Raw genomic sequence first — 24,294 nt, forward strand, 5'->3', positions numbered from 1 at the left:
GGGACGCGACGGCGTGTACTCACGATCCGCAGATCGTACCGGCATACAGTGTGGGAACTCTAAGTGACGAAATCGTCACTCTGAGTACTGTTTCTGTTCACACTCCCTCTGTGGAAGGTGGCCACCGTTGCCTCGTCGCGCCTCCTCCCCCCACAAAGGCCCGCGCTGGGGCCTGCGGATCGCCACGGGCACCTCCGTGCTGTTGCTGGCCGCCGGCGGCATCGGGCACACGATGGTGACAGGGCTGAGCGCGGACGTGCGCAGAGTCGACCCGTTCCATGGTCTCGACAGCCGCCCCAAGAGTGACAACGGCATCAACTTCCTCGTCGTCGGCACCGACCGGAGGGACGGACTCTCGGCGGGCCAGAAGGAGACGTACAAGCTCGGCGGCACGGCCTGCGACTGCACGGACACGATGCTGCTGGTGCACCTCTCCGGCGACCGGGACCGGGCCACCGTCGTCAGCCTCCCCCGCGACACCTACACCCGGCTGCCCCCGCACAAGGACCGGGCAACCGGCAAACGGGTGGCCGGGCGGTCCGCGAAGCTCAACGCCGCCTACACGGCCGGCGGCGCCCCTCTGACCGTACGGGCCGTGGAGAAGCTGACCGATGTGCACGTCGACCACTACTTGGAGGTCGACTTCACCAGCTTCATGAGCACCGTGGATGTGCTGGGCGGCGTGCCGGTCTGTACGACCGAACCGCTCAAGGACAGCTACTCGGGTCTCGATCTGCCCAAGGGCACCAACAAGCTGAGCGGTGGAGAGGCACTCCAGTACGTACGGGCGCGGCATCTGGACGGCGGCTCGGACCTGAGCCGGATGAAGCGCCAGCAGCACTTCCTCGCCTCGTTCATCTCACGGGCCACCGACACCGGGGTGCTGATGAACCCGGTGCGCTTCAACAAGGTCGCCGCCACCTTGCTGGAGTCCGTACGCGCCGACCAGGGCTTCGGCACCGAGCAGATGATGGCCCTGGGGCAGGCGATGCGCGGCTTCCGCCCGGCGTCCTCGGAGTTCGCCTCCGTGCCCCTGGCCGACGCCGACCACCAGGTACCCGGCCTCGGCTCGACGGTCAAATGGGACGCGGGCAAGGCGACCGAACTCTTCGAAGCGCTGCGCGAGGACCGGCCGCTCTCCGCGCCGCCGACGCCACCCGGGCGAGGCGGCCGGCCGCAGGTCGCAGTCGCCCCGCGCAACATCAGCGTCGAGGTCGCCAACGCCACCGGACGGCAGGGGCTCGGGGCCCGGACCGACCGGAAGCTGCGCGGCCTCGGCTTCGCCACCACCGGCGTGCCCGCCAACGCCCCGCACACCGGGCGCGGCCGTACGACGATCACCTACGACCCCCGCTGGGACCGCTCCGCCCGTTCCCTGGCCGCAGCGCTGCCCGGAGCAAAGCTGGTGAAGGCCGAACACCGGGGCGCCCGGATGAAGGTCACGGTCGGCGACCCGTACCAGCCCGTGCGCCCCGTCCGCCCCCCGGCCGGGAACAGCAGCCCCGGCGAGGCCCCGATGCGGGGGGACGAGGTCGACTGCGAGTAGTCGCTGCCGCCCCGGCCCCGCCCTCCCGCCGATGACGGGGCGGCGTCACCCCGCGGAGCGGGTGGCGCGGAGTTCCTTGATGGCGCGGCGGCGGGCCAGCCGGTGGGTCCGCCGGATCTGCGCCTCCTGGTAGCGGCGCCGGTCCGCGTCGGTCTCGGGTATCACCGGCGGGACGGACCGCGGCTTGCCGTTCTCGTCGATCGCCGCGAAGACGAGATAGGCGGAGCCGACCTGGGTGGCGGGCGTCGACTCGTTCCAGCGCTCGGCCAGCACCCGCACACCGACCTCCATGGAGGTCCGCCCGGTCCAGTTGACCTGCGCTTTCACATGAACGAGATCGCCCACCCGGACCGGTTCGAGGAAGACCATCTCGTCCATGGAGGCGGTGACGGCCGGGCCCTCCGAATGGCGCCCCGCGACGGCACCGGCCGCATCGTCGGCCAGCTTCATGATCACGCCGCCGTGCACGGTCCCGAGCAGGTTGGTGTCGCTCGCCGTCATGATGTGGGACAGGGTCGTGCGGGAGGCGGCCGTCGGCTTGCCCGGGAGCTCGCCGTGTGCCGTGTGCGCCTGGTGGGTCATGACCACCACCTTATGCGCGGGGAACAAGCTCCTCAGAGCGAAGCATTTTGCATCAGAACTGCTACAGCCTCACACCGAAGCGGTACCCACCCTGTGTTCCTCCGTCCGGGTGCAGGCACACTGCGGTGCATGAATGAGTGGCCCGATGGTTGGAACGACAGCTCGCGGGGCCGGGAAGGTCGTGGCCGCGACGCGTCCCGTCCCGACCCCACACGTGTCATGCCCCATACATCGGCCCCTGGTGTCCCCCCGCAGACCCGAGGCCCGGGCCAGGGTCCCGGTTACGGCCAGGGAGGGCCCGGTCACGACCCCGGTTACGGTCAGCCGCAGGACGGCTACGACTCCGGCTACAGCGAGGGCCAGGTCTACGGCGGTGGCCGGGGCGGCGGTCGCGGCGACTACGACGACCGGCCCCGGCCGGACTGGCGCCGCCGCACCAAGTGGACGTTGATCACACTTGTGGTCGTCGTGCTCGCATGGTCGATCGGCACCTATTTCTGGGCCGACTCCAAGCTGCGCCGTGAGGTGGATCTCAGCATCGTCGAGGACCGCCCCGAGGGCGGTGACGGCACCAACTACCTCATCGTCGGCTCGGACAGCCGCGAAGGCATGAGCGACGAGGAGAAGCAGAAGCTGCACACCGGCGGGCCCACCGACGAGGGCCGTACCGACTCGATCATGATCCTGCACGTCGGCAGCAACGGGAACACCATGATCTCCCTGCCGCGCGACTCGGACGTCGAGGTTCCCTCCTTCACCGGGTCCGAATCCGGCGATCACTACCCGGCGCGGGGCAAGCACACGAAGATCAACGCGACCTACGCGATGGACGGGCCCGAGCTGCTGGTCCGTACGGTCGAGCACAACACCGGGCTGAAGATCGACCACTACGCGGAGATCGGCTTCGGCGGCTTCGCGAAGATCGTGGACTCGGTCGGCGGCGTGGAGATGGACATTCCGCGCGACATCAAGGACGAGAAGTCCGGCGCTGACTTGAAGAAGGGCAAGCAGACCCTCAACGGTCAGGAAGCCCTCGCCTACGTCCGCACCCGGTACGCGCTGCCCGGCAGCGACCTGGACCGCACCAAGAACCAGCAGAAGTTCCTCTCCGCGCTGGCCAACCAGACCGCGACGCCGAGCACCGTCCTCAACCCGTTCAAGCTCTACCCGACCATGGGCGCCGGCCTGGACACCCTCAAGGTCGACAAGGACATGAGCCTGTGGAACGTCGCCTCGATGTTCTGGGCCATGAAGGGTGTCTCGGGTGGCGAGGGCAAGTCGATGAACATGCCGATCGCCGGTCCGGCGCCGGGCGGCAATCTCCAGTGGGACAAGGCGAAGGTCAAGCAGCTCGTCAGCCAGCTCAACAACGACGAGAAGGTCACGGTGACGTCCGACCGCTGAGGCGCGACCGCCCGCCGCTGAGGCGCGGCATGTGATCCGAGCACTGTGCGGCCAGGCCCTGCATACGGGGCCTGGCCGCAGTGTTTCCTGGCTGCTGCTCCCGCCCGGCTCAGCGGTCGCACATACACAGGCAGAAGGGGTGCCCCGCGGGGTCGAGATAGACGCGCCAGTCGCGCGCACCGTCCCCGTCGCCCTGGAGCAGCCGCGCGCCCAGGGCCAGCACCTCCTGCTCGGCCTCCTCGATCCGCGCCCGCGGCACGTCCAGGTCGAGATGGAACTGCTGCGAGTGCTCCTCGCTCGGCCACTGCGGCGGGATGAACCCCGGCGCCTGCTGGAACGCCAGCCGCCTGCGGCCTTCCTCGTCGAGCACCTCCGTCCACTCGCTGTCGCTCTCCGGGTCGATCTTCCAGCCCAGCATCTGTGCGTAGAACTCGGCCAGACGCCCGGTGTCGGGGCAGTCCAGCACGACAACGCCCATCTTGGGGATGGCCATCGTGAATCCTCTCTCGGTCACTCGCCATCTGCGGCTGCGGTGCGGTTACCGCTATACGGGTTCTAGCGGTAACGACTTCGGTTACCTCATGATGGCCTTGCACCGGTAACGTCGCAAGAGTGGGAGACAGACAAGCGCCGGAACCACTCCTTTTGGTGCAGGAGTTGGCGAACACCCTGGACATCGAGTCCGGTACGGACCGCCTCGCCACGCCGGAGGATCTGGACCGGTTCGCCGACGACCACGAGTTGACGCGGTTCCGGCTGGACGAACCCGATCTGGCGGGGCTGCGTGAGCTCCGCGAGGCGCTGCGTGCCGCCTGCCTGGCCCACACGGGCGCTCCGGTGCCGCCGGAAGCGGCCGAAGCGCTGGAGCGGCACCTGCGCGCGGCACCGCTCGCCCTGCGGATCGGTGCCCAGGGCGAGGCCGCATTGGAGGCCGCTCCGGGCCTCGCGGGCCTCCCCGCGCTGACCGCCCATCTGGCCGCCCGCATCGCCACCGCGGCGGGCGACGGTAGCTGGCAGCGCCTGAAGGCGTGCGAAGCGCACGACTGCCAATGGGTCTACTACGACCGCAGCCCGGCCGGCCGCAGCCGCTGGTGCACCATGGCGGTCTGCGGCAGCCGCGCGAAAATGCGCACCTATCGAGCGCGCCGCGCCCGATAGCACTCCGGGAGAGGGCGCCTTCAGGGGCGGGTGTGCGGGATCACATCGTGGGCCGCCCGAGGGCGCGGAAGACCCAGCCCTCCTTGCGCCAAAGCGAGGGATCGAGCGTGTTGCGGCCGTCGAGAATATGGCGGGTGGCGACGACGTCACCCACCCGCGCCGGGTCGAGCTCCTTGAACTCGGACCACTCCGTCAGGTGCAGCACCACATCGGCCCCGCGGGCGGCGTCCAGGGCGCTGTCCGCGTAGCCCAGCGTGGGGAAGACGGCCCGCGCGTTCGCCATGCCCTTCGGGTCGTACACCGTCACCTGCGCGCCCTGGAGGTGCAGCTGGCCCGCGACGTTGAGTGCGGGCGAGTCGCGTACGTCGTCGGAGTCGGGCTTGAAGGTGGCGCCCAGGACGGCGATGCGCTTGCCCAGCAGCGCGCCGCCCAGCGCGTCGCGTGCCAGCTCGACCATCTGGGCGCGGCGGCGCATGTTGATGGAGTCGACCTCGCGCAGAAAGGTGAGCGCCTCGGAGGCGCCCAGCTCACCGGCGCGGGCCATGAAGGCGCGGATGTCCTTGGGCAGGCAGCCGCCGCCGAAGCCGATCCCGGCGCGGAGGAACTTGTGGCCGATGCGGTCGTCGTAGCCGATGGCCTCCGCAAGCTTCACGACGTCGCCGCCCGCGGCCTCGCAGACCTCGGCCATGGCGTTGATGAAGGAGATCTTCGTGGCCAGGAACGAATTGGCGGAGGTCTTCACCAGCTCGGCCGTCGGGAAGTCGGTGACCAGGAACGGTGTGCCCTCGCTGATGGGCCGCGCGTACACCTCCCGCAGCAGCCCCTCGCCGCGCGGCCCGCCGACTCCGACGACGATGCGGTCGGGGTGCAGGGTGTCCTTGACGGCGAAGCTCTCCCGCAGGAACTCGGGGTTCCAGGCCAGCTCGGCCTCCTCGCCCGCGGGCGCCAGCCCGGTGATCCGGGCCGCGAGCCGCTCCGCGCTGCCGACCGGAACGGTCGACTTGCCGACGACGAGCGCGGGCCCGTGCAGATGCGGCGCGAGGGAGTCGACGGCACGCTCGACGTAGCTCATGTCGGCGGCGAACTCGCCGTGCTTCTGCGGGGTGTTGACGCATACGAAGTGGACGTCACCGAAGGCGCCGATCTCCTCCCAGGAGTCGGTGAAGCGCAGCCGCCCGGTGGACCCCTCGACGCCGGCCACATGGGCCCGCAGCAGTTCCTCCAGGCCCGGCTCGAACATGGGCGCCTGCCCCTGCTCCAGCTTGCGCATCTTCTCCGGGACGACATCCAGGCCCAGCACCTCGAAGCCCAGCTCGGCCATGGCGGCCGCGTGGGTGGCGCCGAGATAGCCGAGGCCAATCACGGTGATCTTGGGCGAGGCCATGCGGGTAGCTCCTTGTGACGGCAGAACGCTGTCCGCGAGCATAACGGGGCCTCTGCTGTCGTGAACCTCACGTACCCCCAAGGAGCCCCAGACCACTAAAATCGCTGTTACTTAACGGTAATTAGCAGTCCCAGGCACCTCCAGCAACCCAGGCATTCGCATGCTCTCAAAGGAGTGAGACACCTTGGCGTCTGATTTCGACCTCTACCGGCCGTCCGAGGAGCACGAGATGCTCCGCGACTCGGTGCGCGCGCTCGCCGAGGCGAAGATCGCGCCGTACGCCGCCGAGGTGGACGAGGAGGCACGGTTCCCGCAGGAGGCGCTGGACGCGCTGGTCGCCAACGATCTGCACGCGGTGCACGTGCCGGAGGCGTACGGGGGCGCGGGCGCCGACGCGCTGGCCACCGTGATCGTCATCGAGGAGGTCGCCCGGGTCTGCGGCTCCTCCTCCCTCATCCCGGCCGTCAACAAGCTCGGTTCGCTCCCGGTGATCCTCTCCGCCTCGGAGGAGCTCAAGAAGCGCTACCTGGCGCCGTTGGCCAGGGGCGACGCGATGTTCTCGTACTGCCTGAGCGAGCCGGACGCCGGTTCGGACGCGGGCGGTATGAAGACCAAGGCCGTACGGGACGGGGACAGCTGGGTCCTCAACGGCGTCAAGCGCTGGATCACCAACGCCGGGGTCTCCGACTACTACACCGTGATGGCCGTCACCGATCCGGACAAGCGCACCAAGGGCATCTCCGCGTTCGTCGTGGAAAAAGACGACGAGGGCGTCTCCTTCGGTGCTCCGGAGAAGAAGCTGGGCATCAAGGGCTCCCCCACGCGCGAGGTCTATCTGGACAACGTGCGGATCCCGGCCGACCGGATGATCGGCGCCGAGGGCACCGGCTTCGCCACCGCCATGAAGACCCTGGACCACACCCGCATCACCATCGCCGCGCAGGCCCTCGGTATCGCGCAGGGCGCGCTGGACTACGCGAAGGGGTATGTGCAGGAGCGCAAGCAGTTCGGCAAGCCCATCGGCGACTTCCAGGGCGTGCAGTTCATGCTCGCCGACATGGCCATGAAGATCGAGGCGGCCCGGCAGCTCACCTACGCGGCTGCCGCGCGCTCCGAGCGGGTCTCCGAAGGCAGCGAGAAGGAGGATCTGACCTTCTTCGGTGCCGCCGCCAAGTGCTACGCCTCGGACGCCGCCATGGAGATCACCACGGACGCCGTCCAGCTGCTCGGCGGCTACGGCTACACCCGTGACTACCCGGTCGAGCGGATGATGCGGGACGCGAAGATCACACAGATCTACGAGGGCACCAACCAGGTGCAGCGCATCGTGATGGCGCGCAATCTGCCGTGAGGGGCCCCATGTGACCAGCGGTGAGGGGCCGGCGTGCGGAACGTCGGCCCCTCACGCACGTCAGTGCCCCATGTCGCAGCAGCCGTCCCGGCGCAGCTGGCGGCTCACCTGCCGCCAGTGCGCCTGTTGCCCCTCGTCACGGGTGCGCACCTGTGCGGTGCGGTAGGCGTCGATCAGGTTCTTCTGCTCGTAGGGGACGCCGCCGCGTACAACCGTCACTGTGCGCACCAGTGAGTCGAAGTCGGTCAGCGGGTTGCCGTCCACCAGGGTGAGGTCGGCCAGCTTGCCCTCCTCCACGGTGCCCAGTTCGCGCTCGGCGCCGAACACCTTGGCGGGCAGCACGGTGGCCGTACGCAGCGCCTCGTGCGGCTTGAGCCCGGCGCGGTGCAGGGCGCGCAGCGCCAGATGGAGGTGGAGCCCGACCGGCACCAGGGGCTGGTCGGTGCCGAGCGCGACGATGCCGCCCGCGGCAAGAACGCGCCGGTAGACGGCGGTCTCCACATCGAGGGTGGCCAGTTGCTCCTTGGTGGGCGGAGTGGCCGCGCCCTGGCGTACGAGCTGCACGTCCCACGGCGGCAGCAGCCGGGTCACCCGCTCGTCCTCGGCCAGCTCCGGGTGGGCGCCCAGCAGCGGGGCCGCGGTGAAGGGCGTGGCGACGAGGTGGAAGTCGCCCGGCGTGGAGTAGATGCCGACGACGTCCTCGTCGACGTGCCCGGTACCGGTCGTGGCGTGCCCGAACTCCAGCCGCTGGGTGGCCTGGAGGTGCGTGGTCAGATCCTGGCCGACCTGTATGCCGGGGGTGCACAGGTGGCTTCCGGAGCGGACGCCGAGCTCCTCGTGCGCGTACTGCGCCGCCTGCCGCATCGCCGTGGCGGATGCGCGTACGTACGTCTTGACGAAGTCCCAGTCGAGCGCGCCTGCACGCTCCAGGGAGCGCCGTAGCCCCTCGGCCGTGCGGTGGGCCCTGCCCATGCTGTAGGCGACGCGAGCGCCGTCCAGCAGTTCGCCGGTGGCCAGCAGCCGCGGTCCGGCCAGCTGTCCGGCGGCCACCGCCTCGCGCAGCCGGGCCTGTTCGTAGGAGAAGCCGCCGAAGGAGACGGCCGTGGTGATGCCGTAGGCGAGCTGGGCGACCGTCTGTCTGCCGCCGTAGGTGGTCTGCCAGGGGTGGGTGTGGGTGTCCCACAGGCCCGGCAGTACGGTCAGCTCGGAGGCGTCCAGGCGGCGCTCGGCGCGCCGCCCTGAGCGGTGCGGGAAGATCTCGGCGATCCGGCCGTCGCGCAGCACCAGATCGACGTCCTCGCGTACGCCCTCTCCTGTGCCGTCCCACAGCCGTCCCGCGTGCACGACGGTCTGCTTGGGGGCGGGCCGCCGCCAGGACATCTCCAGCCGGACGGTGCGCGCTTTTCCGCCCTTCACCTCGCGCAGCCGCAGCTTGCCCGCCGACAGATACAGCAAGGTGCGGGAATCGCCGGACCAGGAGGGGTGGTCGGCGCTCTCGTCGGACAGCCGGCGGGCCTTCCCGGCCGGGCTGCCGTCGTCGCGTACGGGCAGCACCCACAGCGCCGACTCGGACACGGCCGCCATCCACTTCCCGTCCGGTGACCAGACGGGCCCGGCGGCGTAGCGGTCGGCGAGCGAGGCGTGCGGGGCGAGCGGGTGCAGGGCCTCCGCGCCGCTGTCGGCGTCGAGGACGCGGATGAGGTTGTAGCCCTCGCGGAAGCGGTAGTTGAGCCGGTTGCGGTCGCACAGTGCCAGGCGGCGGCCGTCCGGCGACCAGCTGGGCGGGCCGGGGATGCCGCCGCCGCCCAGGGGTTTGGCCAGGGTGCGCTCCTGGCCGCCGGCCAGGTCCTTGACGAGCAGGTTGCCCGCCATGTCCAGGCAGGCCAGCCTGTCGCCGTCCGGGGAGAGCGCGCCGAAGACGCGGCCTCCCGCGGCGAGTTCCTGCTCCTTGCCGGAGTCGAGCTCTCTGCGGCGTACGGCCAGCAGTCCGGCGCGGTCGTCGCTGTAGAGCAGCGCTTTGCCGTCCCGGGTGAAGGAGGGCGCGCAGATGTAGCGGGCCTGGGACGCCTGGACGAGCTTGCGGGGGCTGCCCCGGCCGTCGGTGCGGGCCAGCCAGAGCGCGTTGAGGGCGACGAAGGCGAGGTGCTTGCCGTCCGGGGAGAGCACGGGCTGCTGCACCCCGCGCACCCGGTGGCTGCCGGGCGCCTCGAAGCCGTAGTCCTTGACGCGGTAGCGGGGCCGCTGGGTGGGGAGTTCGGCGGTGAAGGGGATGCGCTCGGCGGACTCGGGGCGGGCCGGGCGCAGCAGCCGGAAGGTGCCGGAGACGGTCAGCAGCAGCGTCTCGCGGTCGGTCCAGCGGGGTGGCGCCGGCGCCAGGTCGCCCTCGATCCGTACGGCCTTGCCCTCGACGACCAGCGTGCAGGACGCCTTGGGCGCGGCAGTGGTGCGCAGGTAGGCCACCTTGCCGGAGGGCGAGACGGCGGGTGTCATCAGCGAGACGCCCTCGGTGCCGTCCTCGTGCTCGGTGCGGACGTCTCCGGAGCCGTCCGCGGCGACGGAGACCAGGGTGCGCGCCTGGAGCTGCGGCCCGGTCTCGCCCTTGACGACACTGCCGCGTACGCACAGCACGCGCTCGCCGTCCGGTGACCAGGCCGGGTCGAAGTCCTCCCAGGCACCGTCCTGGAGCGGCCCTTCCTGGCCCTTGCGGCCGGTGAGGCGGGTCAGTTCGCCGCTGCGGACGTCCAGCACCCAGATGCGGTACGGGCTGCCCTTGACCGGGTCGCCCTCGCGCTCGGAGGCGAACGCGATCCGGGTGCCGTCGGGCGACCAGGCGGGGCCGCGGTCGTCCCAGGGCCCGTCGGTGCGCTGCTTGAGGCCGGAGCCGTCCGAACGGAGGGTCCAGATATGGAAGCCGCCGTCGTGGTAGGCGCACACGGCCACGGTCTTGCCGTCGGGCGCCAGTACGGGACGGGTGGGCTCCAGCCCCGGGACGGTCAGTGCGCGGGCGGCACCTCCCGAACGGGGGATGGACCACAGGATGTTCTGCATCTCCGCGATCAACCTCTCGGCGCCGGGCACCAGCGTGGCGGCACCGTTGGTGGCGGCGGAGAAGGAGACGGTGCGGGCCTTGGTGGCGGCCTTCGCGAGGTCGGCGGCCGGTGCGGCGGCGGCCTGAGCCGGTGCGGCGGCGGCCGGGGCCGTGAGGGCGGTGCCTCCCACGGCCAGGGCGCCGCCCGCGGCGGCGGATGCCTGGAGGAGACGGCGCCGGGCGAGGGCGCCAGGGGAGTCGGAGGAGGAGAAAGTTGCGGGAGTGGTGCGCGAGCCGGACGGTTCCGAGGTGGCCAATGGTCCTCCCTGGACACAAGGAGTGGGCCCGCTGATGCTCGCGGGCCCCGGGGGCAAGGTCAAGACCGCTCGCCGCCTCGGGGCCCGCTGCCGCAATGCCGCAGTGCCCAGGGAGTTGACGCCCGTTCAGCCTGTCAGCCGTCCAGCTGACCGATCGTGGCGATCGAGGGCCCGCGCTGCGTCTGGAGCGTCCGGGCCACCTCCTCCGCCTCGCGCAGCACCCGCAGGGCGTTGGACCAGGTGAGCTTGGCCAGCTCCGCCTCGGACCACTTGCGGTCCAGCAGCTCTGCCACCAGGTGCGGATAGCCGGAGACGTCCTCCATCTGGGCCGGGGTGAAGGCGGTGCCGTCGTAGTCGCCGCCGATGCCGATGTGGTCGATACCGGCGACCTCGCGCATGTGGTCGAGGTGGTCGGCGACCGTACCGGCGTCCGGGACCGGCCGCGGGTTGGCCTGCTCGAACTCGCGCTGCACCTTGCGGCCCTCGTCGCTCAGGTCCAGATGGTCCAGGCCGTGCGCGCGCATGTTCTCGTCGGCAGCCTGGGTCCAGGCCACCGCCTCGGGGAGGACGAACTTCGGCACGAAAGTGGCCATCGCGACGCCGCCGTTGGCGGGAAGCTGGGCCAGCACGTCGTCGGGGATGTTGCGCGGGTGGTCGCAGACGGCCCGCGCGGAGGAGTGCGAGAAGATCACGGGCGCCTCGGTCACCCGCAGCGCGTCCCGCATCGTCTCGGCCGCCACATGCGAGAGATCCACCAGCATGCCGAGCCGGTTCATCTCGCGGACGATCTCTTCGCCGAAGCGGCTCAGCCCGCCCGCGCGCGATGCGTCGGTGGCCGAGTCGGCCCAGTCCAGCGAGTTGTTGTGGGTGAGCGTCAGATAGCGCACCCCGAGCCGGTACAGGGCGCGCAGCGCGGCCAGCGAGTTGTTGATCGAGTGCCCGCCCTCGGCGCCCATCAGCGAGGCGATACGGCGCTGGGCGTGGGCGGCCTCCACGTCCTCCGCGGTGAAGGCCAACTGGAGGTCGTCGGGGTAGCGCGCCGCCAGCAGCCGTACGGCGTCGATCTGCTCCAGGGTCGCGCTCACCGCGTCGTCCCCGGTCAGCTCGCCCGGGACGTAGACGGACCAGAACTGCGCCCCGACACCGCCCGCGCGCAGCCGCGCGAGGTCGGTGTGCAGCTTCTCGTGCTGGTCCTGGGAGATGTCGAGCTTGTCGAGGTCGTAGTGCACCTGTTCGCGCAGTGCCCACGGCAGATCGTTGTGGCCGTCAACGACAGGGTGCTCGGTCAGCAGCGCGCGGGCGCGCTCCAGGTTGGGGCTGTCGGGCCGGCGCCCAGGGCCGTCGGCAGGCGTCACCGGCTGCCTCCCGCCGGGCTGCCGAAGCCGAACCCGGTCTCCCCCGCGGCCTTGGCACGCAGCCGCTTGCCCTTCTCGGTGGCCTGCGCGTTGAGCTCCTGCTGGAAGTCGCGCATCTTCTCGCGCAGTTCGCCGCCCTCGTGCGCGGCGAGCATCCGTACGGCCAGCAGCCCGGCGTTGCGCGCCCCGCCCACCGAGACGGTGGCGACCGGCACGCCCGCGGGCATCTGCACGATGGAGAGCAGCGAGTCCATGCCGTCCAGGTACTTGAGCGGCACGGGAACGCCGATGACGGGCAGCGGCGTGACCGAGGCCAGCATGCCCGGCAGATGTGCCGCGCCGCCCGCGCCCGCGATGATCGCCTTCAGGCCGCGGTCGGCGGCGTCCTCGCCGTAGGCGATCATCTCGCGGGGCATCCGGTGCGCGGAGACGACGTCGACCTCGTACGGCACCTCGAACTCGTCCAGCGCCTTGGCCGCTTCCTCCATGACGGGCCAGTCCGAATCGGACCCCATGACGATCCCCACGAGAGGGCTGGCTGTACTCAATGCGGCTCCTAGAAAGAGAAACGGCTCGGACGGACGCTCACTCCGCGATGGTGCCCCGCAAGTATCCCGCGGCGTGCGCTGCGCGTTCCCGTACGTCGGCGAGGTCGTCCCCGTAGACGTTGACGTGCCCCACCTTGCGGCCGGGCTTCACGTCCTTCCCGTACATATGGATCTTGAGCTGGGGGTCGCGCGCCATGCAGTGCAGATACGCCGCGTACATGTCGGGGTAGTCGCCGCCCAGCACGTTGGCCATCACGGTCCAGGGCTCCCGGCAGCGCGGATCGCCCAGCGGCAGGTCGAGCACGGCCCGCACATGGTTGGCGAACTGCGAGGTGACGGCGCCGTCCTGGGTCCAGTGCCCGGAGTTGTGCGGCCGCATGGCCAGCTCGTTGACGAGCAGCCGGCCGTCCTTGGTCTCGAACAGCTCGACGGCCAGATGCCCGACCACGCCCAGCTCGTGCGCGATGCGCAGCGCCATCTCCTGGGCGCGCAGCGCGGCGTCCTCGGCCAGTTCGGGCGCGGGGGCGATCACGGTGTCGCAGACGCCGTCGACCTGGACGGACTCCACGACGGGGTAGGCGACGGCCTGTCCGTGCGGGGAGCGGACGACGTTCGCTGCCAGCTCCCGTGCGAAGTCGACCTTCTCCTCGGCGAGCACGGGGACGCCCGCCTTGAAGGGCTCGGCCGCGATCGGGTCCTCGGCGCCGCGCACCACCCATACGCCCTTGCCGTCGTAGCCGCCGCGCACCGTCTTGAGGACGACGGGGAAACCGCTGCCGGGAGCCCCTTCCGCCGCGCCCTCCGCCGCGAACGCGGCGACGTCGTCCGGACCGCTCACGATCCGGTTGCGCGGCGCGGGCACCCCGAGTTCGGCGAGCCGGGCGCGCATCACGCCCTTGTCCTGCGCGTGGACGAGCGCTTCCGGGCCCGGGCGGACGGGGATGCCGTCCGCCTCCAGCGCGCGGAGGTGCTCGGTGGGCACATGCTCGTGATCGAAAGTGATCACATCGCAGCCCTCGGCGAAGCGCCGGAGCGTGTCCAGATCTCGGTAGTCACCAACGACAACCTCGTTGACGACTTGTGCCGCCGAGTCCTGCGCCGTATCGGAAAGGAGCTTGAATCTGATGCCGAGCGGGATGCCTGCCTCGTGCGTCATACGAGCGAGCTGGCCGCCGCCGACCATGCCGACTACCGGGAATGTCACGGTTCCCAGGGTACGGGGCCCAAGGGAGCGCTCCGCCCGCCCCGTCCGCCTCACCGCGCCTCCTCCGGGCTCGGCGCGCTCGATCGGGAGAGGGAGCTGCGGACTTCGCGGGACGAAGTGCGGCGTATGAAACCAGCCACACTGGCGGTCGCCGTGCTGCCGACCGGCCCTCGCAACCGTGTTCGCCCCGGCTGCGTCAATCGCCATACAGAGCAAATGTACGGCTGGTTAGCATGGGTCAGCCTTCGACGACCGAACGAAACGGGGCTCAGTATCGTTATGGGGAAATGGCGCACGGTGCGCCCGGGACTGGAACGGCTCCTGCGCGAACTGGCCAAGTTCGGCGCCGTCGGTGCGCTGGGCTTCCTGGTGAACGTCGCGATCTTCAACCTGTGCATCCACACGTTCCAGCTCGCCCCCATCCGCTCCGGGGTCATCTCGCAGGTCGTCGCGATCGGCACCAACTACCTGGGCAACCGCTACTGGACCTATCGGCACATCGACAAGAGCCGGATCCACCGCGAGACGGTCCTCTTCTTCCTCTTCAGCGGCGTCGGGCTGGTGCTGGAGAACGGCATCCTCGCGCTGTCGCACTACGGCTTCGGGTACACCTCACCGCTCGCGGACAACATCGCCAAGAACGTCATCGGGCTCGCCATCGGCACGGCCTTCCGCTTCTGGGCGTACCGCACCTGGGTGTTCCGGGTGGGCACCAAGTCCGGCACCGACCCTGATGCCGACGCCGAGGCGGACGGTGAGCCCTCCCCCAGGCTTCGCCCGGGAGGTGCCCCCAGCGACCGCGTCCCCGTCGAACCGGCGGCCTCAGCCGGAGGCGGACGCATCGAGATCGGCGGCCTCGCGGCTGAGGAACAGCGCGAAGACCGGCGGCAACTGCTGAAGTAGCTCCAGCCGCCCGCCGTCCGCCTCCGCGAGATCGCGGGCGACGGCGAGGCCGAGGCCGGTGGAGTTGTGGCCGCTGACGGTCCGCTCGAAGACCCGCGAGCCCAGCGCCTCGTCCACCCCGGGGCCCTCGTCCGTGACCTCGACCACCACCTGGTTGCCGGTGACCCGGGTGCGCAGCGCGACCGTACCGTCGCCGTGCATCAGCGAGTTCTCGATCAGCGTCGCCAGCACCTGCGCCACCGCGCCGGGCGTGCCCACCGCGCGCAGTCCGGTCTTGCCGGAGCGCACGATGGCCCGGCCCGAGCTGCGATAGGCGGGCTTCCACTCCTCTATCTGCTGCTTGACGACCTCGTCCAGGTCGAAGCTGACGGCCGAGCCGGTACGCGGGTCCCGGGAGTTGGTCAGCAGCCGCTGCACCACGTCCGTGAGCCGTTCGACCTGGGCGAGCGCGATGGTCGCCTCCTCCTTGACGACGGCACGGCTCTCCGGCTCGTCCCCGTCGGCCATCGCGATGATCTCCTCCAGCCGCATGGACAGCGCCGTCAGCGGGGTGCGCAGCTGGTGCGAGGCGTCGGCCGCCAGCCGTCGCTCGGCGGTGAGCATCCGCCCGATCCGGTCCGCGCTGCCGTCCAGCACGTCCGCGACCCGGTCCAGCTCCGGCACCCCGTAGCGGCGGTGCCGTGGGCGCGGGTCGCCGGAGCCGAGCCGTTCGGCGGTCTCGGCCAGATCGGTGAGCGGCGCCGCGACCCGGTGGGCCTGGCGTACGGCCAGCACGGCGGCGGCGACCACGGCGAGCAGCGCGACCGCGAGGATGATCAGCAGGGTGCGGCCGACCTCGGCCCGCACCGCGGACCGCGACGCCTGTACGGTGACGCGCTCGCCGTGCGCGCCGGTCTCCTGCGCCTCGACGACATCGCCCGACGGCCGGTGGCCGACCTCGATGGGCCGCCGGTCGGGCAGGTCGATGCGGATATAGCGGACGATGCGGTCCTTGGAGGTGGTGACGCCGATGGACTCCTTCGTCACCTGCTCCTCGGCCATCAGCCGGCTCTCGACGGTGGAGACCAGGCGGACCGCCTCGGAGCGGACGTTCTCCTTGGTGCTGTTCTCGATCGTGCGGGACTCGACGAGGACGAGCGAGACACCGAAGACCGCGACGACGACGAGGACGACGGCGAGGATGGAGAGGATGAGCCGACGACGCACGTGCTGGCTTCTTTCCTAGCTGTGACAGGGGGCGTACCCCGAACGTACGACCGCCGGACCGGCCCTAGCTCTTCTCGAAGCGGAAGCCGACGCCGCGCACGGTGGCGATGTAGCGCGGGTTGGCCGCGTCGTCGCCGAGCTTCTTGCGCAGCCAGGAGATGTGCATATCGAGCGTCTTGGTCGACGACCACCAGGTGGTGTCCCACACCTCGCGCATCAGCTGGTCCCGGGTGACGACCCGGCCCGCGTCCCGCACCAGCACCCGCAGCAGGTCGAACTCCTTGGCGGTCAGCTGCAGCTCCTCGTCGCCCATCCAGGCCCGGTGCGACTCGACGTCGATCCGTACGCCGTGGGTGGCCGGGGGCTGGGCCGGTTCGGCGGGCGTACCGCGGCGGAGCAGGGCGCGGACCCGTGCCAGCAGCTCGGCGAGCCGGAAGGGCTTGGTGACGTAGTCGTCGGCCCCCGCGTCGAGCCCGACGACGGTGTCCACCTCGTCGGCGCGCGCGGTCAGGACGAGGACGGGGAAGGCGTGGCCCTCGTTGCGCAGCCTGCGGCATACCTCGAGACCGTCCATGCCGGGCAGTCCCAGATCGAGCACGACCAGATCGATGCCCTCGCGCAGTCCGGCGTCGAGCGCGGTGGGGCCGTCCTCGCGCACCTCGACCTCGTATCCCTCCCGGCGCAGGGCGCGGGCCAGGGGCTCCGAGATCGACGCGTCATCCTCGGCGAGCAGTACTCGGGTCATGCACCGATGGTAGTCCGCGTGGCCGAGCGTAAGTGGGGACACGGTGCGCTCCTCCACCGGCACTGACGATACCCAGGTGAGATGGACACGACACCAAGGAAAGTCCAGGCAGGTTGCACGGTTCACCTGTGATGTATCTCGCAAGCCCTTCCCCGGAGCCCTGAGCGGTGACTTATGGTGAATACACTTATGTAAGTGAACGTCGAGGACTCCTGGCGCCACGCACCATCGGCCGGGGGTCCTTTCCCGTGTACGGGTCCCGCCTGCGAGCAGCGCCGCTGGGCAGCGCGGCCCCTGCGGCGCAATGGCAAGGAACACCGATATGGCGCCCAGCCTGACGAAGGACGCTCCCGGCACCACCGGCGGCAAGACCTTCTTCGGCCACCCACGAGGTCTGGCCACGCTCTTCATGACGGAGATGTGGGAGCGCTTCAGCTTCTACGGGCTTCGCGCACTGCTCGTCGTCTACCTCGTGGCCGGCGGGCCCGACGCGGGCGAGGGCGGCGCGGGCCATCAGGGCGGCGGCCTCGCCATGACCCTGGCCACGGCCACGGCGATCTACTCCGTCTACAACGCCATGGTCTATCTGCTGACCATGCCGGGCGGCTGGTTCGGCGACCGGCTCTGGGGCCCCCGCAAGACCGTCACGGTCGGCGCCGGCATCATCATGGCCGGCCACCTCACCCTGGCAATGCCGGGCGAGGCATCGTTCTTCATCGGCCTCGCGTGTGTGGCCACCGGCTCCGGGCTGCTGAAGGCCAACATCTCCAAGATGGTCGGCGACCTGTACAACGGCCCCGAGGACCCGCGCCGCGACGGCGGCTTCACGGTCTTCTACATGGGCATCAACGCGGGTTCGTTCCTCGCCCCGTTCGCCATCGGCACCGTCGGCCAGACCGTCAACTGGCACCTGGGCTTCGGCATGGCCGCCGTCGGTATGGGCCTCGGCCTGATCCAGTTCCTGGTCGGTTCGCGCCATCTGGACCCCAAGAGCAGCCAGGTCCCCTCGCCGCTGACGGCGCAGGAGAAGACGGCCGTACTGCGCAAGGCGCTGCTGTGGCTGGTCGCCACCGTGATCTTCTACGGCGTCGTGGTCGCCACCGGCACCTTCACCCTGAACTGGGCGATGATCCCGCTCACCGTCCTGGGCCTGCTCATCCCGCTCGCGATGCTGGTGCGGATCAAGCGCGACAAGGACCTCACCCAGGTCGAGCAGGGCCGGATGACCGGCTACATCTGGTTCTTCGCCGCCGCGGCGATCTTCTGGATGATCTACGACCAAGGCGCCTCGACCGTGCAGGCGTTCGGTGACGCGAAGACCTCCACCTCGATCCTGGGCTGGCACTTCCCCTCGACCTGGTTCCAGTCGATCAACCCGCTCTTCATCATCCTGCTGGCCCCGGTCTTCGCCGCACTGTGGCTGTCCCTCAACCGGCGCGGCAAGGAGCCGACCACCACCGCGAAGTTCGCCTTCGCGCTGGTGGTGACCGGCCTGTCGTTCTTCGTCTTCGTCATCCCGATGGGCATGGCCTCCGACGGTACGAAGGTGAGCCCGATGTGGCTGGTCCTCATCTTCCTGCTGCACACCGTCGCGGAGCTGTGCCTGTCGCCGGTGGGTCTGTCGGTGACCACCAAGCTGGCCCCTGCGAAGTATGCGAGCCAGCTGATGGGTGTCTGGTTCCTCGCCGTGACCGCGGGTGACAGCATCACCGGCCTGCTGTCCATCGGCGGCGCCGACCTGAGCACCACGGGCGTCGTCGCCGTCGAAGCCACGCTCGCTGCGCTGGCCGGCTTCGCGGTGTACATGTACCGGCGGCAGATCACCGCGACGATGACAGAAGTGAAGTAGCCGCACCCTGGGCGCCCTCCCACGCGGGGCGCCCTGGCGAGGGTCCGGCGGCATCTGCGACTGGTTCAGCTCCGTCGCATTTCCGCCGGGCTCTCGCCGTCTTCCTCCTCGCCGTTGCGGTGGGAGGAGGTGCCGCCGCGGGAGGGGGCGCCCTGTGTCCGCGACGGGGCAACCCGCGCGACCAGCGCCATCCCGAGCCGGAACACCGCCAGCGGCACCACCACACACAGCAGCACCCAGAAAAGCGTCACCCCCCAGGGGCGCCCCACCTCCCAGGGCTGCTCGGTCAGTACGCGCCGGTCGAGCTTGGCCGCAACCGCGTACTCCCCGTGAGCCCCCGAGGCCAGCTCGACCGGCAGCTCGACCCGCGCCTTCCTGCCCGGATCGATGGTGCCCCGCCACTGCTGGCGCTCCCACTCGGGGGCGAGGACGCCGTGCGAGGTGCCCACCTCGAAGACCGGGTCCCGGGCGCGGTCGGCGCCCAGATTGCCGACCGTCAGCACCAGCTTCCGCTGCTCGGGGGCGCCGAACCAGTTGAGCAGCCCGCTGTCGCCCTCCAGCCGCGCCGCCAGCACACTGAGCCGCCCGCCCGTGCGCTTCTCGGGCAGCGGTTCCACCGGGTGCCCTGCGACGCGGAGCTTCGCGTTCGCCGCCGCGTAGGCGCCGGTCACCGTGGTGGCCCTCACGACGCACGGGCAGGGCTTCGGCGGCTCCGCGACGGGGATCTTCTTGCGGAGGCGGCCGTTCTTGTCCGTGGTGACGGCCCGCCCTTCGGCGTTGGCGCAGGCGTTGGTGCCGCCGATCGCGTTCTGGCCGCACACCAGCAGGGTGAGCAGGGTGTCGGGGCGCCATCCGCTGCCGCGGACCGTGACGTTCGCCCCGGCGCCCGCCTCGCTGCGGGAAAGCGTGATTTCCGGCTGCGGCTTTGCTGCGGTGCCCGCAGACGCCTCGGTCAGTACGGCCACCATGCCGAGGCAGCCCACCAACGCGCCCAACAGGCATGCGGTTCGCCGGATGTTCGTCCTCACTTCGCGGCTCCCCTCATGGCACCGGGCATCGGGGTTGCGGCCGTGGCGCCCACCGCCGGAGCCTTGCCATCGTGGTTGCTCGCCGGGTCGGCGGGATCGGTTGCGGGCGCTTCGCCCCCGCGCCCCCGGTCGGACAGGGCTCCCTCGCCCGGGTTCGGCCGCCGGTCCTCGCCCGGCGAAGCGCCGCGTCTGCGGTGGGCGTACCAGGCAATGCCCGTACCGCCGAGGGCGACGAGCACCCCGACAACCCACCCCCAGGGCACGGCCGTGTACGAGGCCGTACCGGAATCCCGTGCTCCGTCTTCGGCCGTCACCGTGAGGCGGACGTCCGCCATATCCGCCGCGGGCGGGTGGGGCCACCGCTCCTGGCGGGTGACGCGTTGGCCGGGGAGCAGTTCGACGGGCAGGGCGCGGGCCGGTTGCCGGATCAGCGGGCCGAACAGCCCGTCCACGTCGACGGCGAGCCGGGGCCGCAATGCGGTGTTGCCACGGTTGACCAAGGTGTAGCCGATCGCCGCGGCACCGTCGTCCGCCTCCTCGACCCTGACGTTCTCGACGCTCAGCGCCGCCAGCGTCGGCCCGCTCACCCGCAGATGCATCCGTATCCCCACCCTCCGCCTGCCGTCGCTGATGACGACCGCGGCGGGATGGTCACCGGGGACGGCGCTGTCGGGGACGGTGACGCTCAGCGGCACCTCGGCCCGGGTGTGCGGCGGCACCTCGACGGTGTCCTCGGCGAGGGCGATCCAGCTGCCGGGCCCCCGGCTGCGGCCCTCGTCCCGTACGGCGAACCCGCCGCCGCGTGCGTTGTACGCATCGGCGCCGCGCAGCCGGAAGGTGCGGGGTGCGTCACTCTCGTTGGTGAGCGCGAGGGAGTCCTTGAGCACGGTGCCCGGGTCGCCCTCCAGATAGAAGTACGAGCGCGCGTCGGCCGTGGCCGTACCCGCGGGCGGGGAGGGCGCCGCCGACCACGGAGGCTCGCCCTTGCCGGGCGGCGCCGAGGCTGCGAGGTTGCCCGCTCCCAGCAGGCAGAACACCACGAGTGCACAGACCAGCACCCCCCGGGTGCGGCCCGGGAGCACTCCCCGGGTGCGGGGGGTCGGTGCGATGCCGGCGCCATGGTGGGGCGGGGTGCGGCCCACCACGGGCTAGTGCCGAACCGCGGCCCTGCGCCGCGTCACCCACAGCGCTCCGCCGACTCCGGCCAGCAGCACGGTGCCGCCGAGGGTGCCGAGGGCGACCGCGGAGTCGGCGGGGCCGGTCTTGGGCAGTTCGCCGCCGCTGGGCGCCGGTTGGCTGCCGCCGGATGCCGCCGCACCACCGGAGGCGTCGCCGCCGCCGCTCGCCGCGCCGCCGGAGGTGTCGCTGCCACCCGAACCGCCGCTGCCGCCCGTCGCCGTCACATCGAGGGTGAGGGAGGGCTTGGGGTTGTTCTTCGGCTCGCAGGTGGTGGTCGTACCCAGCGCCTTGATGGTGAGGGTGCTGGCGGTGAAGGTGACCTTGCCGCTCTTCTTCGGCGTGTAGGTCCCGCTCAGATCCGGGATCTTGATCGGGGTGTTGGCCGGGATGGCCTTGTCGTTGGCCGGCCCGCTCACCGGCACATCGCCGGTCTCGGCGCCGCCGAGCTTGATCTTGGCGCTGGGCTTCATCGCGCCCTTGCCGATTTCGACGGGGCTGGAGGAGACGCCCTTCTGGAACGACATGGTGAGCTTGTAACCGCTGCCGCTCTTGGTCGACTTGATGTCGATGGGCGAGACAGCGCCCTTGTTCCCGATGGGGGTCTTGCACTGGTAGTCGACGTCGACCGTCGTGGCGCTCGCGGCGGGGGCCGACAACAGTACGGCCGAGCCTGCGAGGGCTGTTGCTGCCACGCCGGCGGCGGCCGTGCGGGTGTGGCGTTTCTTGCTGTGGGACACGGGGGTTCCCCCTTCATCCGGACTCGCAAGTTACTGACGACACATCAGATTTGCGCCGACAGTAGCCCCAGCCCCTTGCCGAGGGAAGAGCCTCCGCGCCGTCGAGTCAGCAGGGGGCCACGAGTTGGGTGAGAAACGCGCACGCCCGTGTCGCGTCATACGGAGCGTCAGTGCGGAGCCGCAAGCTCCGCCCACACGCTCGCGTCAGTGCGGGGCAGCGAGCTCCGCCCATACCGTCTTGCCCGGGCCCTCCGGGTTGCGTACGACGCCCCAGTCCAGGCACAGCCGCTGCACGATGAACATCCCGTGCCCGCCCGGCCGGCCGGCACGGTGCGGGGTCCGCGGGGACGGCGAGCCGCTGCCCAGGTCGACGATCTCCAGGCGCAGCACCTTCGCATTGGCGCCGACCCGCAGTTCCTCGGGGCCGTTGGCGTGCAGACACGCGTTGGTGACCAGTTCCGAGACGACGAGCAGGACGTCCTCGGCGGCCGCGCGCTGATCGGCCGTGGCGGCGGGCAGCCAGCCCCAGTCCTGGAGGGCGCGGCGGGTGAAGTCCCGGGCGCGCGGCACGGCACCGCTGGCGCCGACCAGCCGCAGCCTGCGGACCTGCCGCATCGGCTGCCCTGCCTGGCGTACGGCCCCCGCGGCGGCCGAGGCCGCACTCTCCGCAGCGGTCCCCATGGCGCCACTCCCCCCTTCGGGTTCGGGTGCGGGCGTGGAAGCGCTCCCGGAAGGGGAAACGCCTCCCGGAGCGCCGCCGGAATCGGAGATTCCGAGGGTTGACTCACGCCCCGTGTCCGTACCGGCACGCACCCGTGCGTCGGCACCCCCGGCCGCAGCACACCCCGGGCCCGCGGTCGCCGGAGTGCCCTCGGGCTCCGGACCGCGGTCGCCCGCCGGTTGCGGCCGGGTGGTGCTCATCAGTGGTTCACCTCACCGATCACCGGTTACGTTTCGCCGTCCCGCGCCGTCCCGCGTTCGACGGGACCGTGACGCGCTGTGCGCGAATGTCTGACAGATTCGAAGGACTCCTGCCCGGACGCACCGTGAGAACACTTACGGATTCAGCCGGACCTGTGTGATGCGCGTAACGCGCTGGTTACGCCTCTGGCCGGTGATCTGCGCCCGAGGAGTTCCGGAGCGCCGACTCGAGATCGTCGTGCACGGTGAAGACCGCGCTCGCGCCGGTGATCTCGAAGACACGGGCGACTACGGGGAGCATCCCCGCCAGATGTACGCCGCCACCGGCCTCCTCCGCCTTCAGGCGGGCGCCGAGCAGCACGTTCAACCCCGTCGAGTCGCAGAACTCGAGCCGCGAGCAGTCCACGACGAGGCGGCTGTAGCCCTCCTCGACGCTGTGCTCCAGCGGCTCGCGCAACAGCTCCGCGGTGTGGTGATCGAGCTCACCCTCGGGGGTCACCACGGCACTGATTCCCTCGTGCCGTACCTCGACCGTCAGCCGGCCCTGGCTCGTGCTGCCGGGCATCCCGCGGTCCATGCACACCCCTTCTGTTTCGCGTGAGGGCCCTCACTGCTTCCCCCCGTCGAGCGGTTCGAACCCTACGCCTTCGTGGGCCTCACCGGTAGCCGAACATTGGACAGATTAGCCACATACGGACAAAAGGAGCTTGCTCTTGCCGTACAGGAGCAGGTAGGTCTAGTAGGGATACCGAACCAACGTCGGCTCTGGAGGCGCCGCACCCCGTAGTGCACGTCACGGCTTCGGCAGCCATATGCCGAGAAACCATGGAGGACAGCCATGTCATCCCGGCTCGACAACGGGATATCCGACCCCGTGCATACGCAGGTCGCGACCGTTCCCGCCGTTCCTGAGCAACGCAGCACGGACCGGCTGCCGGATTCGGATTCCCAGTCCCTGACCCACGAAGCGCTCACCGAGCAGACGAGCGCCGAACAGATCGCGGAAGCGGTCGAAGCCGACCTCTTCGACCAGCTTCAGCTTCCTGAGATCCCACCCTATGACGAGGTCGGTCCGCTGGACGCGCGGGCCCTGTCCAAGACGCTGTTCGAGCGGCTGGAGAACCTCGAAGAGGGCACCCACGAATACGCGTACGTACGCAACACCCTGGTCGAACTCAACCTCGCCCTGGTGAAGTTCGCGGCCTCCCGGTTCCGCTCGCGCAGCGAGCCCATGGAGGACATCGTCCAGGTCGGCACCATCGGCCTCATCAAGGCGATCGACCGCTTCGAGCTGAACCGCGGCGTGGAGTTCCCCACCTTCGCGATGCCGACCATCGTCGGCGAGATCAAGCGTTTCTTCCGTGACACGTCCTGGTCGGTGCGGGTACCCCGGCGCCTTCAGGAGCTCCGGCTCGATCTGGCCAAGGCGGGCGACGAACTCGCCCAGAAGCTGGACCGGTCGCCGACCCCCGATGAGCTGGCCAAGCGGCTCAACATCTCCAGCGAGGAAGTCATCGAGGGCATGGCGGCGAGCAACGCCTACACCGCCAGCTCGCTGGACGCACAGCCCGAGGAGGACGACACCGAGGGCGCGCTGGCCGACCGGATCGGCTACGAGGACCACGGGCTCGAAGGCATCGAGTACGTCGAGTCGTTGAAGCCGCTGATCGCCGAACTTCCCGCGCGGGACCGCAGAATCCTCTCGCTACGTTTCGTGGCGAACATGACCCAGTCGGAGATCGGTGAGGAGCTCGGCATCTCCCAGATGCATGTCTCCCGCCTGCTCTCCCGGACCTTGGGCAAGCTCCGCAAGGGGCTGATGATCGAGGAGTGACACGGGGCGCCGCCC

Annotated in this window: 21 protein-coding genes; 7 read left to right on the forward strand and 14 right to left on the reverse strand. The window is 70.6% G+C overall.

The genetic code is table 11. From position 1 onward, the window contains the following. The first annotated feature begins 127 nt into the window (after positions 1 to 127). Positions 128 to 1,546 carry an LCP family protein gene (locus ACTWP9_RS21940; RefSeq protein WP_443247932.1) on the forward strand — a complete coding sequence of 473 codons (1,419 nt, stop codon included), beginning with the start codon at positions 128 to 130 and terminating at the stop codon, positions 1,544 to 1,546. A gap of 45 nt (positions 1,547 to 1,591) precedes the next feature. Here ACTWP9_RS21940 and ACTWP9_RS21945 read toward each other — a convergent pair whose 3' ends face one another. Beyond that, positions 1,592 to 2,128: an acyl-CoA thioesterase gene (locus ACTWP9_RS21945; RefSeq protein ID WP_443247933.1), complete on the reverse strand. Its 537-nt coding sequence runs from the start codon at positions 2,126 to 2,128 to the stop codon at positions 1,592 to 1,594. Between the two features lie 129 nt (positions 2,129 to 2,257). Between ACTWP9_RS21945 and ACTWP9_RS21950 the strand changes: the two genes are divergently transcribed. Next, entirely contained in the window at positions 2,258 to 3,532 is a 1,275-nt protein-coding gene (locus ACTWP9_RS21950; protein ID WP_443247934.1) for an LCP family protein, read from the forward strand. Positions 3,533 to 3,641: 109 nt separating this feature from the next. Here ACTWP9_RS21950 and ACTWP9_RS21955 read toward each other — a convergent pair whose 3' ends face one another. Then, complete coding sequence (locus tag ACTWP9_RS21955; protein WP_443247935.1) at positions 3,642 to 4,025, reverse strand: VOC family protein; 384 nt, start codon at positions 4,023 to 4,025, stop codon at positions 3,642 to 3,644. A gap of 119 nt (positions 4,026 to 4,144) precedes the next feature. On the opposite strand from ACTWP9_RS21955, the gene ACTWP9_RS21960 reads away from it, so the two are divergent. Continuing rightward, entirely contained in the window at positions 4,145 to 4,690 is a 546-nt protein-coding gene (locus ACTWP9_RS21960; protein WP_443247936.1) for a CGNR zinc finger domain-containing protein, read from the forward strand. A 40-nt stretch (positions 4,691 to 4,730) separates the two neighbouring features. On the opposite strand, the gene ACTWP9_RS21965 is transcribed toward ACTWP9_RS21960, so the two are convergent. Further along, positions 4,731 to 6,074, reverse strand: a complete 1,344-nt coding sequence (locus tag ACTWP9_RS21965) for a UDP-glucose dehydrogenase family protein (protein WP_443247937.1) — start codon at positions 6,072 to 6,074, stop codon at positions 4,731 to 4,733. A 184-nt stretch (positions 6,075 to 6,258) separates the two neighbouring features. Here ACTWP9_RS21965 and ACTWP9_RS21970 point away from each other — a divergent pair, with 184 nt between their 5' ends. Beyond that, positions 6,259 to 7,425: an acyl-CoA dehydrogenase gene (locus tag ACTWP9_RS21970; protein WP_443247938.1), complete on the forward strand. Its 1,167-nt coding sequence runs from the start codon at positions 6,259 to 6,261 to the stop codon at positions 7,423 to 7,425. A gap of 60 nt (positions 7,426 to 7,485) precedes the next feature. On the opposite strand, the gene ACTWP9_RS21975 is transcribed toward ACTWP9_RS21970, so the two are convergent. The 4 genes from ACTWP9_RS21975 to ACTWP9_RS21990 form a co-directional block, all read right to left on the reverse strand. Beyond that, positions 7,486 to 10,770 (reverse strand): amidohydrolase family protein, encoded by a 3,285-nt coding sequence (locus ACTWP9_RS21975; RefSeq protein WP_443247939.1) that lies wholly within the window; start codon positions 10,768 to 10,770, stop codon positions 7,486 to 7,488. 134 nt (positions 10,771 to 10,904) lie between these two features. Next, positions 10,905 to 12,125, reverse strand: coding sequence for a dipeptidase (locus ACTWP9_RS21980; RefSeq protein WP_443247940.1), 1,221 nt, complete (start codon positions 12,123 to 12,125; stop codon positions 10,905 to 10,907). Beyond that, positions 12,122 to 12,640: a 5-(carboxyamino)imidazole ribonucleotide mutase gene (purE, locus tag ACTWP9_RS21985; protein WP_443247941.1), complete on the reverse strand. Its 519-nt coding sequence runs from the start codon at positions 12,638 to 12,640 to the stop codon at positions 12,122 to 12,124. Before purE ends, ACTWP9_RS21980 begins: the two co-directional genes overlap by 4 nt. A 70-nt stretch (positions 12,641 to 12,710) precedes the next feature. Continuing rightward, the gene (locus ACTWP9_RS21990) at positions 12,711 to 13,829 is read right to left on the reverse strand and encodes a 5-(carboxyamino)imidazole ribonucleotide synthase (protein ID WP_443248087.1); all 1,119 of its coding nucleotides are present in this window, start codon (positions 13,827 to 13,829) and stop codon (positions 12,711 to 12,713) included. A gap of 327 nt (positions 13,830 to 14,156) precedes the next feature. Between ACTWP9_RS21990 and ACTWP9_RS21995 the strand changes: the two genes are divergently transcribed. After that, positions 14,157 to 14,780, forward strand: a complete 624-nt coding sequence (locus ACTWP9_RS21995) for a GtrA family protein (RefSeq protein ID WP_443247942.1) — start codon at positions 14,157 to 14,159, stop codon at positions 14,778 to 14,780. Here the strand turns inward: ACTWP9_RS21995 and ACTWP9_RS22000 are convergent. Together ACTWP9_RS22000 and ACTWP9_RS22005 are read right to left on the reverse strand one after the other, a co-directional pair. Next, entirely contained in the window at positions 14,700 to 15,986 is a 1,287-nt protein-coding gene (locus tag ACTWP9_RS22000; RefSeq protein ID WP_443247943.1) for an ATP-binding protein, read from the reverse strand. The two genes, ACTWP9_RS21995 and ACTWP9_RS22000, sit on opposite strands and share 81 nt — an antisense overlap. A 64-nt stretch (positions 15,987 to 16,050) precedes the next feature. After that, a complete protein-coding gene (locus tag ACTWP9_RS22005) occupies positions 16,051 to 16,731 on the reverse strand; it encodes a response regulator transcription factor (protein WP_243085427.1) in 681 nt (226 codons plus the stop codon). Between the two features lie 322 nt (positions 16,732 to 17,053). On the opposite strand from ACTWP9_RS22005, the gene ACTWP9_RS22010 reads away from it, so the two are divergent. Beyond that, positions 17,054 to 18,580 carry a peptide MFS transporter gene (locus ACTWP9_RS22010; RefSeq protein WP_443247944.1) on the forward strand — a complete coding sequence of 509 codons (1,527 nt, stop codon included), beginning with the start codon at positions 17,054 to 17,056 and terminating at the stop codon, positions 18,578 to 18,580. Between the two features lie 65 nt (positions 18,581 to 18,645). Here the strand turns inward: ACTWP9_RS22010 and ACTWP9_RS22015 are convergent, their stop codons facing one another. From ACTWP9_RS22015 to ACTWP9_RS22035, 5 genes are all read right to left on the reverse strand, one after another. Beyond that, the gene (locus tag ACTWP9_RS22015; protein WP_443247945.1) at positions 18,646 to 19,608 is read right to left on the reverse strand and encodes a neocarzinostatin apoprotein domain-containing protein; all 963 of its coding nucleotides are present in this window, start codon (positions 19,606 to 19,608) and stop codon (positions 18,646 to 18,648) included. Further along, a complete protein-coding gene (locus ACTWP9_RS22020; protein ID WP_443247946.1) occupies positions 19,605 to 20,753 on the reverse strand; it encodes a COG1470 family protein in 1,149 nt (382 codons plus the stop codon). Before ACTWP9_RS22020 ends, ACTWP9_RS22015 begins: the two co-directional genes overlap by 4 nt. Before the next feature lie 3 nt (positions 20,754 to 20,756). After that, a complete protein-coding gene (locus ACTWP9_RS22025) occupies positions 20,757 to 21,524 on the reverse strand; it encodes an LPXTG cell wall anchor domain-containing protein (protein ID WP_443247947.1) in 768 nt (255 codons plus the stop codon). Between the two features lie 204 nt (positions 21,525 to 21,728). Continuing rightward, positions 21,729 to 22,205, reverse strand: coding sequence for an ATP-binding protein (locus ACTWP9_RS22030; RefSeq protein ID WP_443247948.1), 477 nt, complete (start codon positions 22,203 to 22,205; stop codon positions 21,729 to 21,731). Positions 22,206 to 22,623: 418 nt separating this feature from the next. Continuing rightward, positions 22,624 to 23,022, reverse strand: a complete 399-nt coding sequence (locus ACTWP9_RS22035; RefSeq protein WP_443247949.1) for an STAS domain-containing protein — start codon at positions 23,020 to 23,022, stop codon at positions 22,624 to 22,626. A 261-nt stretch (positions 23,023 to 23,283) separates the two neighbouring features. On the opposite strand from ACTWP9_RS22035, the gene ACTWP9_RS22040 reads away from it, so the two are divergent. Beyond that, complete coding sequence (locus tag ACTWP9_RS22040) at positions 23,284 to 24,279, forward strand: RNA polymerase sigma factor SigF (RefSeq protein WP_443247950.1); 996 nt, start codon at positions 23,284 to 23,286, stop codon at positions 24,277 to 24,279. The last annotated feature ends 15 nt before the right edge of the window (positions 24,280 to 24,294 follow it).

Origin of the sequence: Streptomyces sp. 3N207, assembly GCF_052246355.1 — a bacterium.
Classification (GTDB): Bacteria; Actinomycetota; Actinomycetes; order Streptomycetales; family Streptomycetaceae; genus Streptomyces.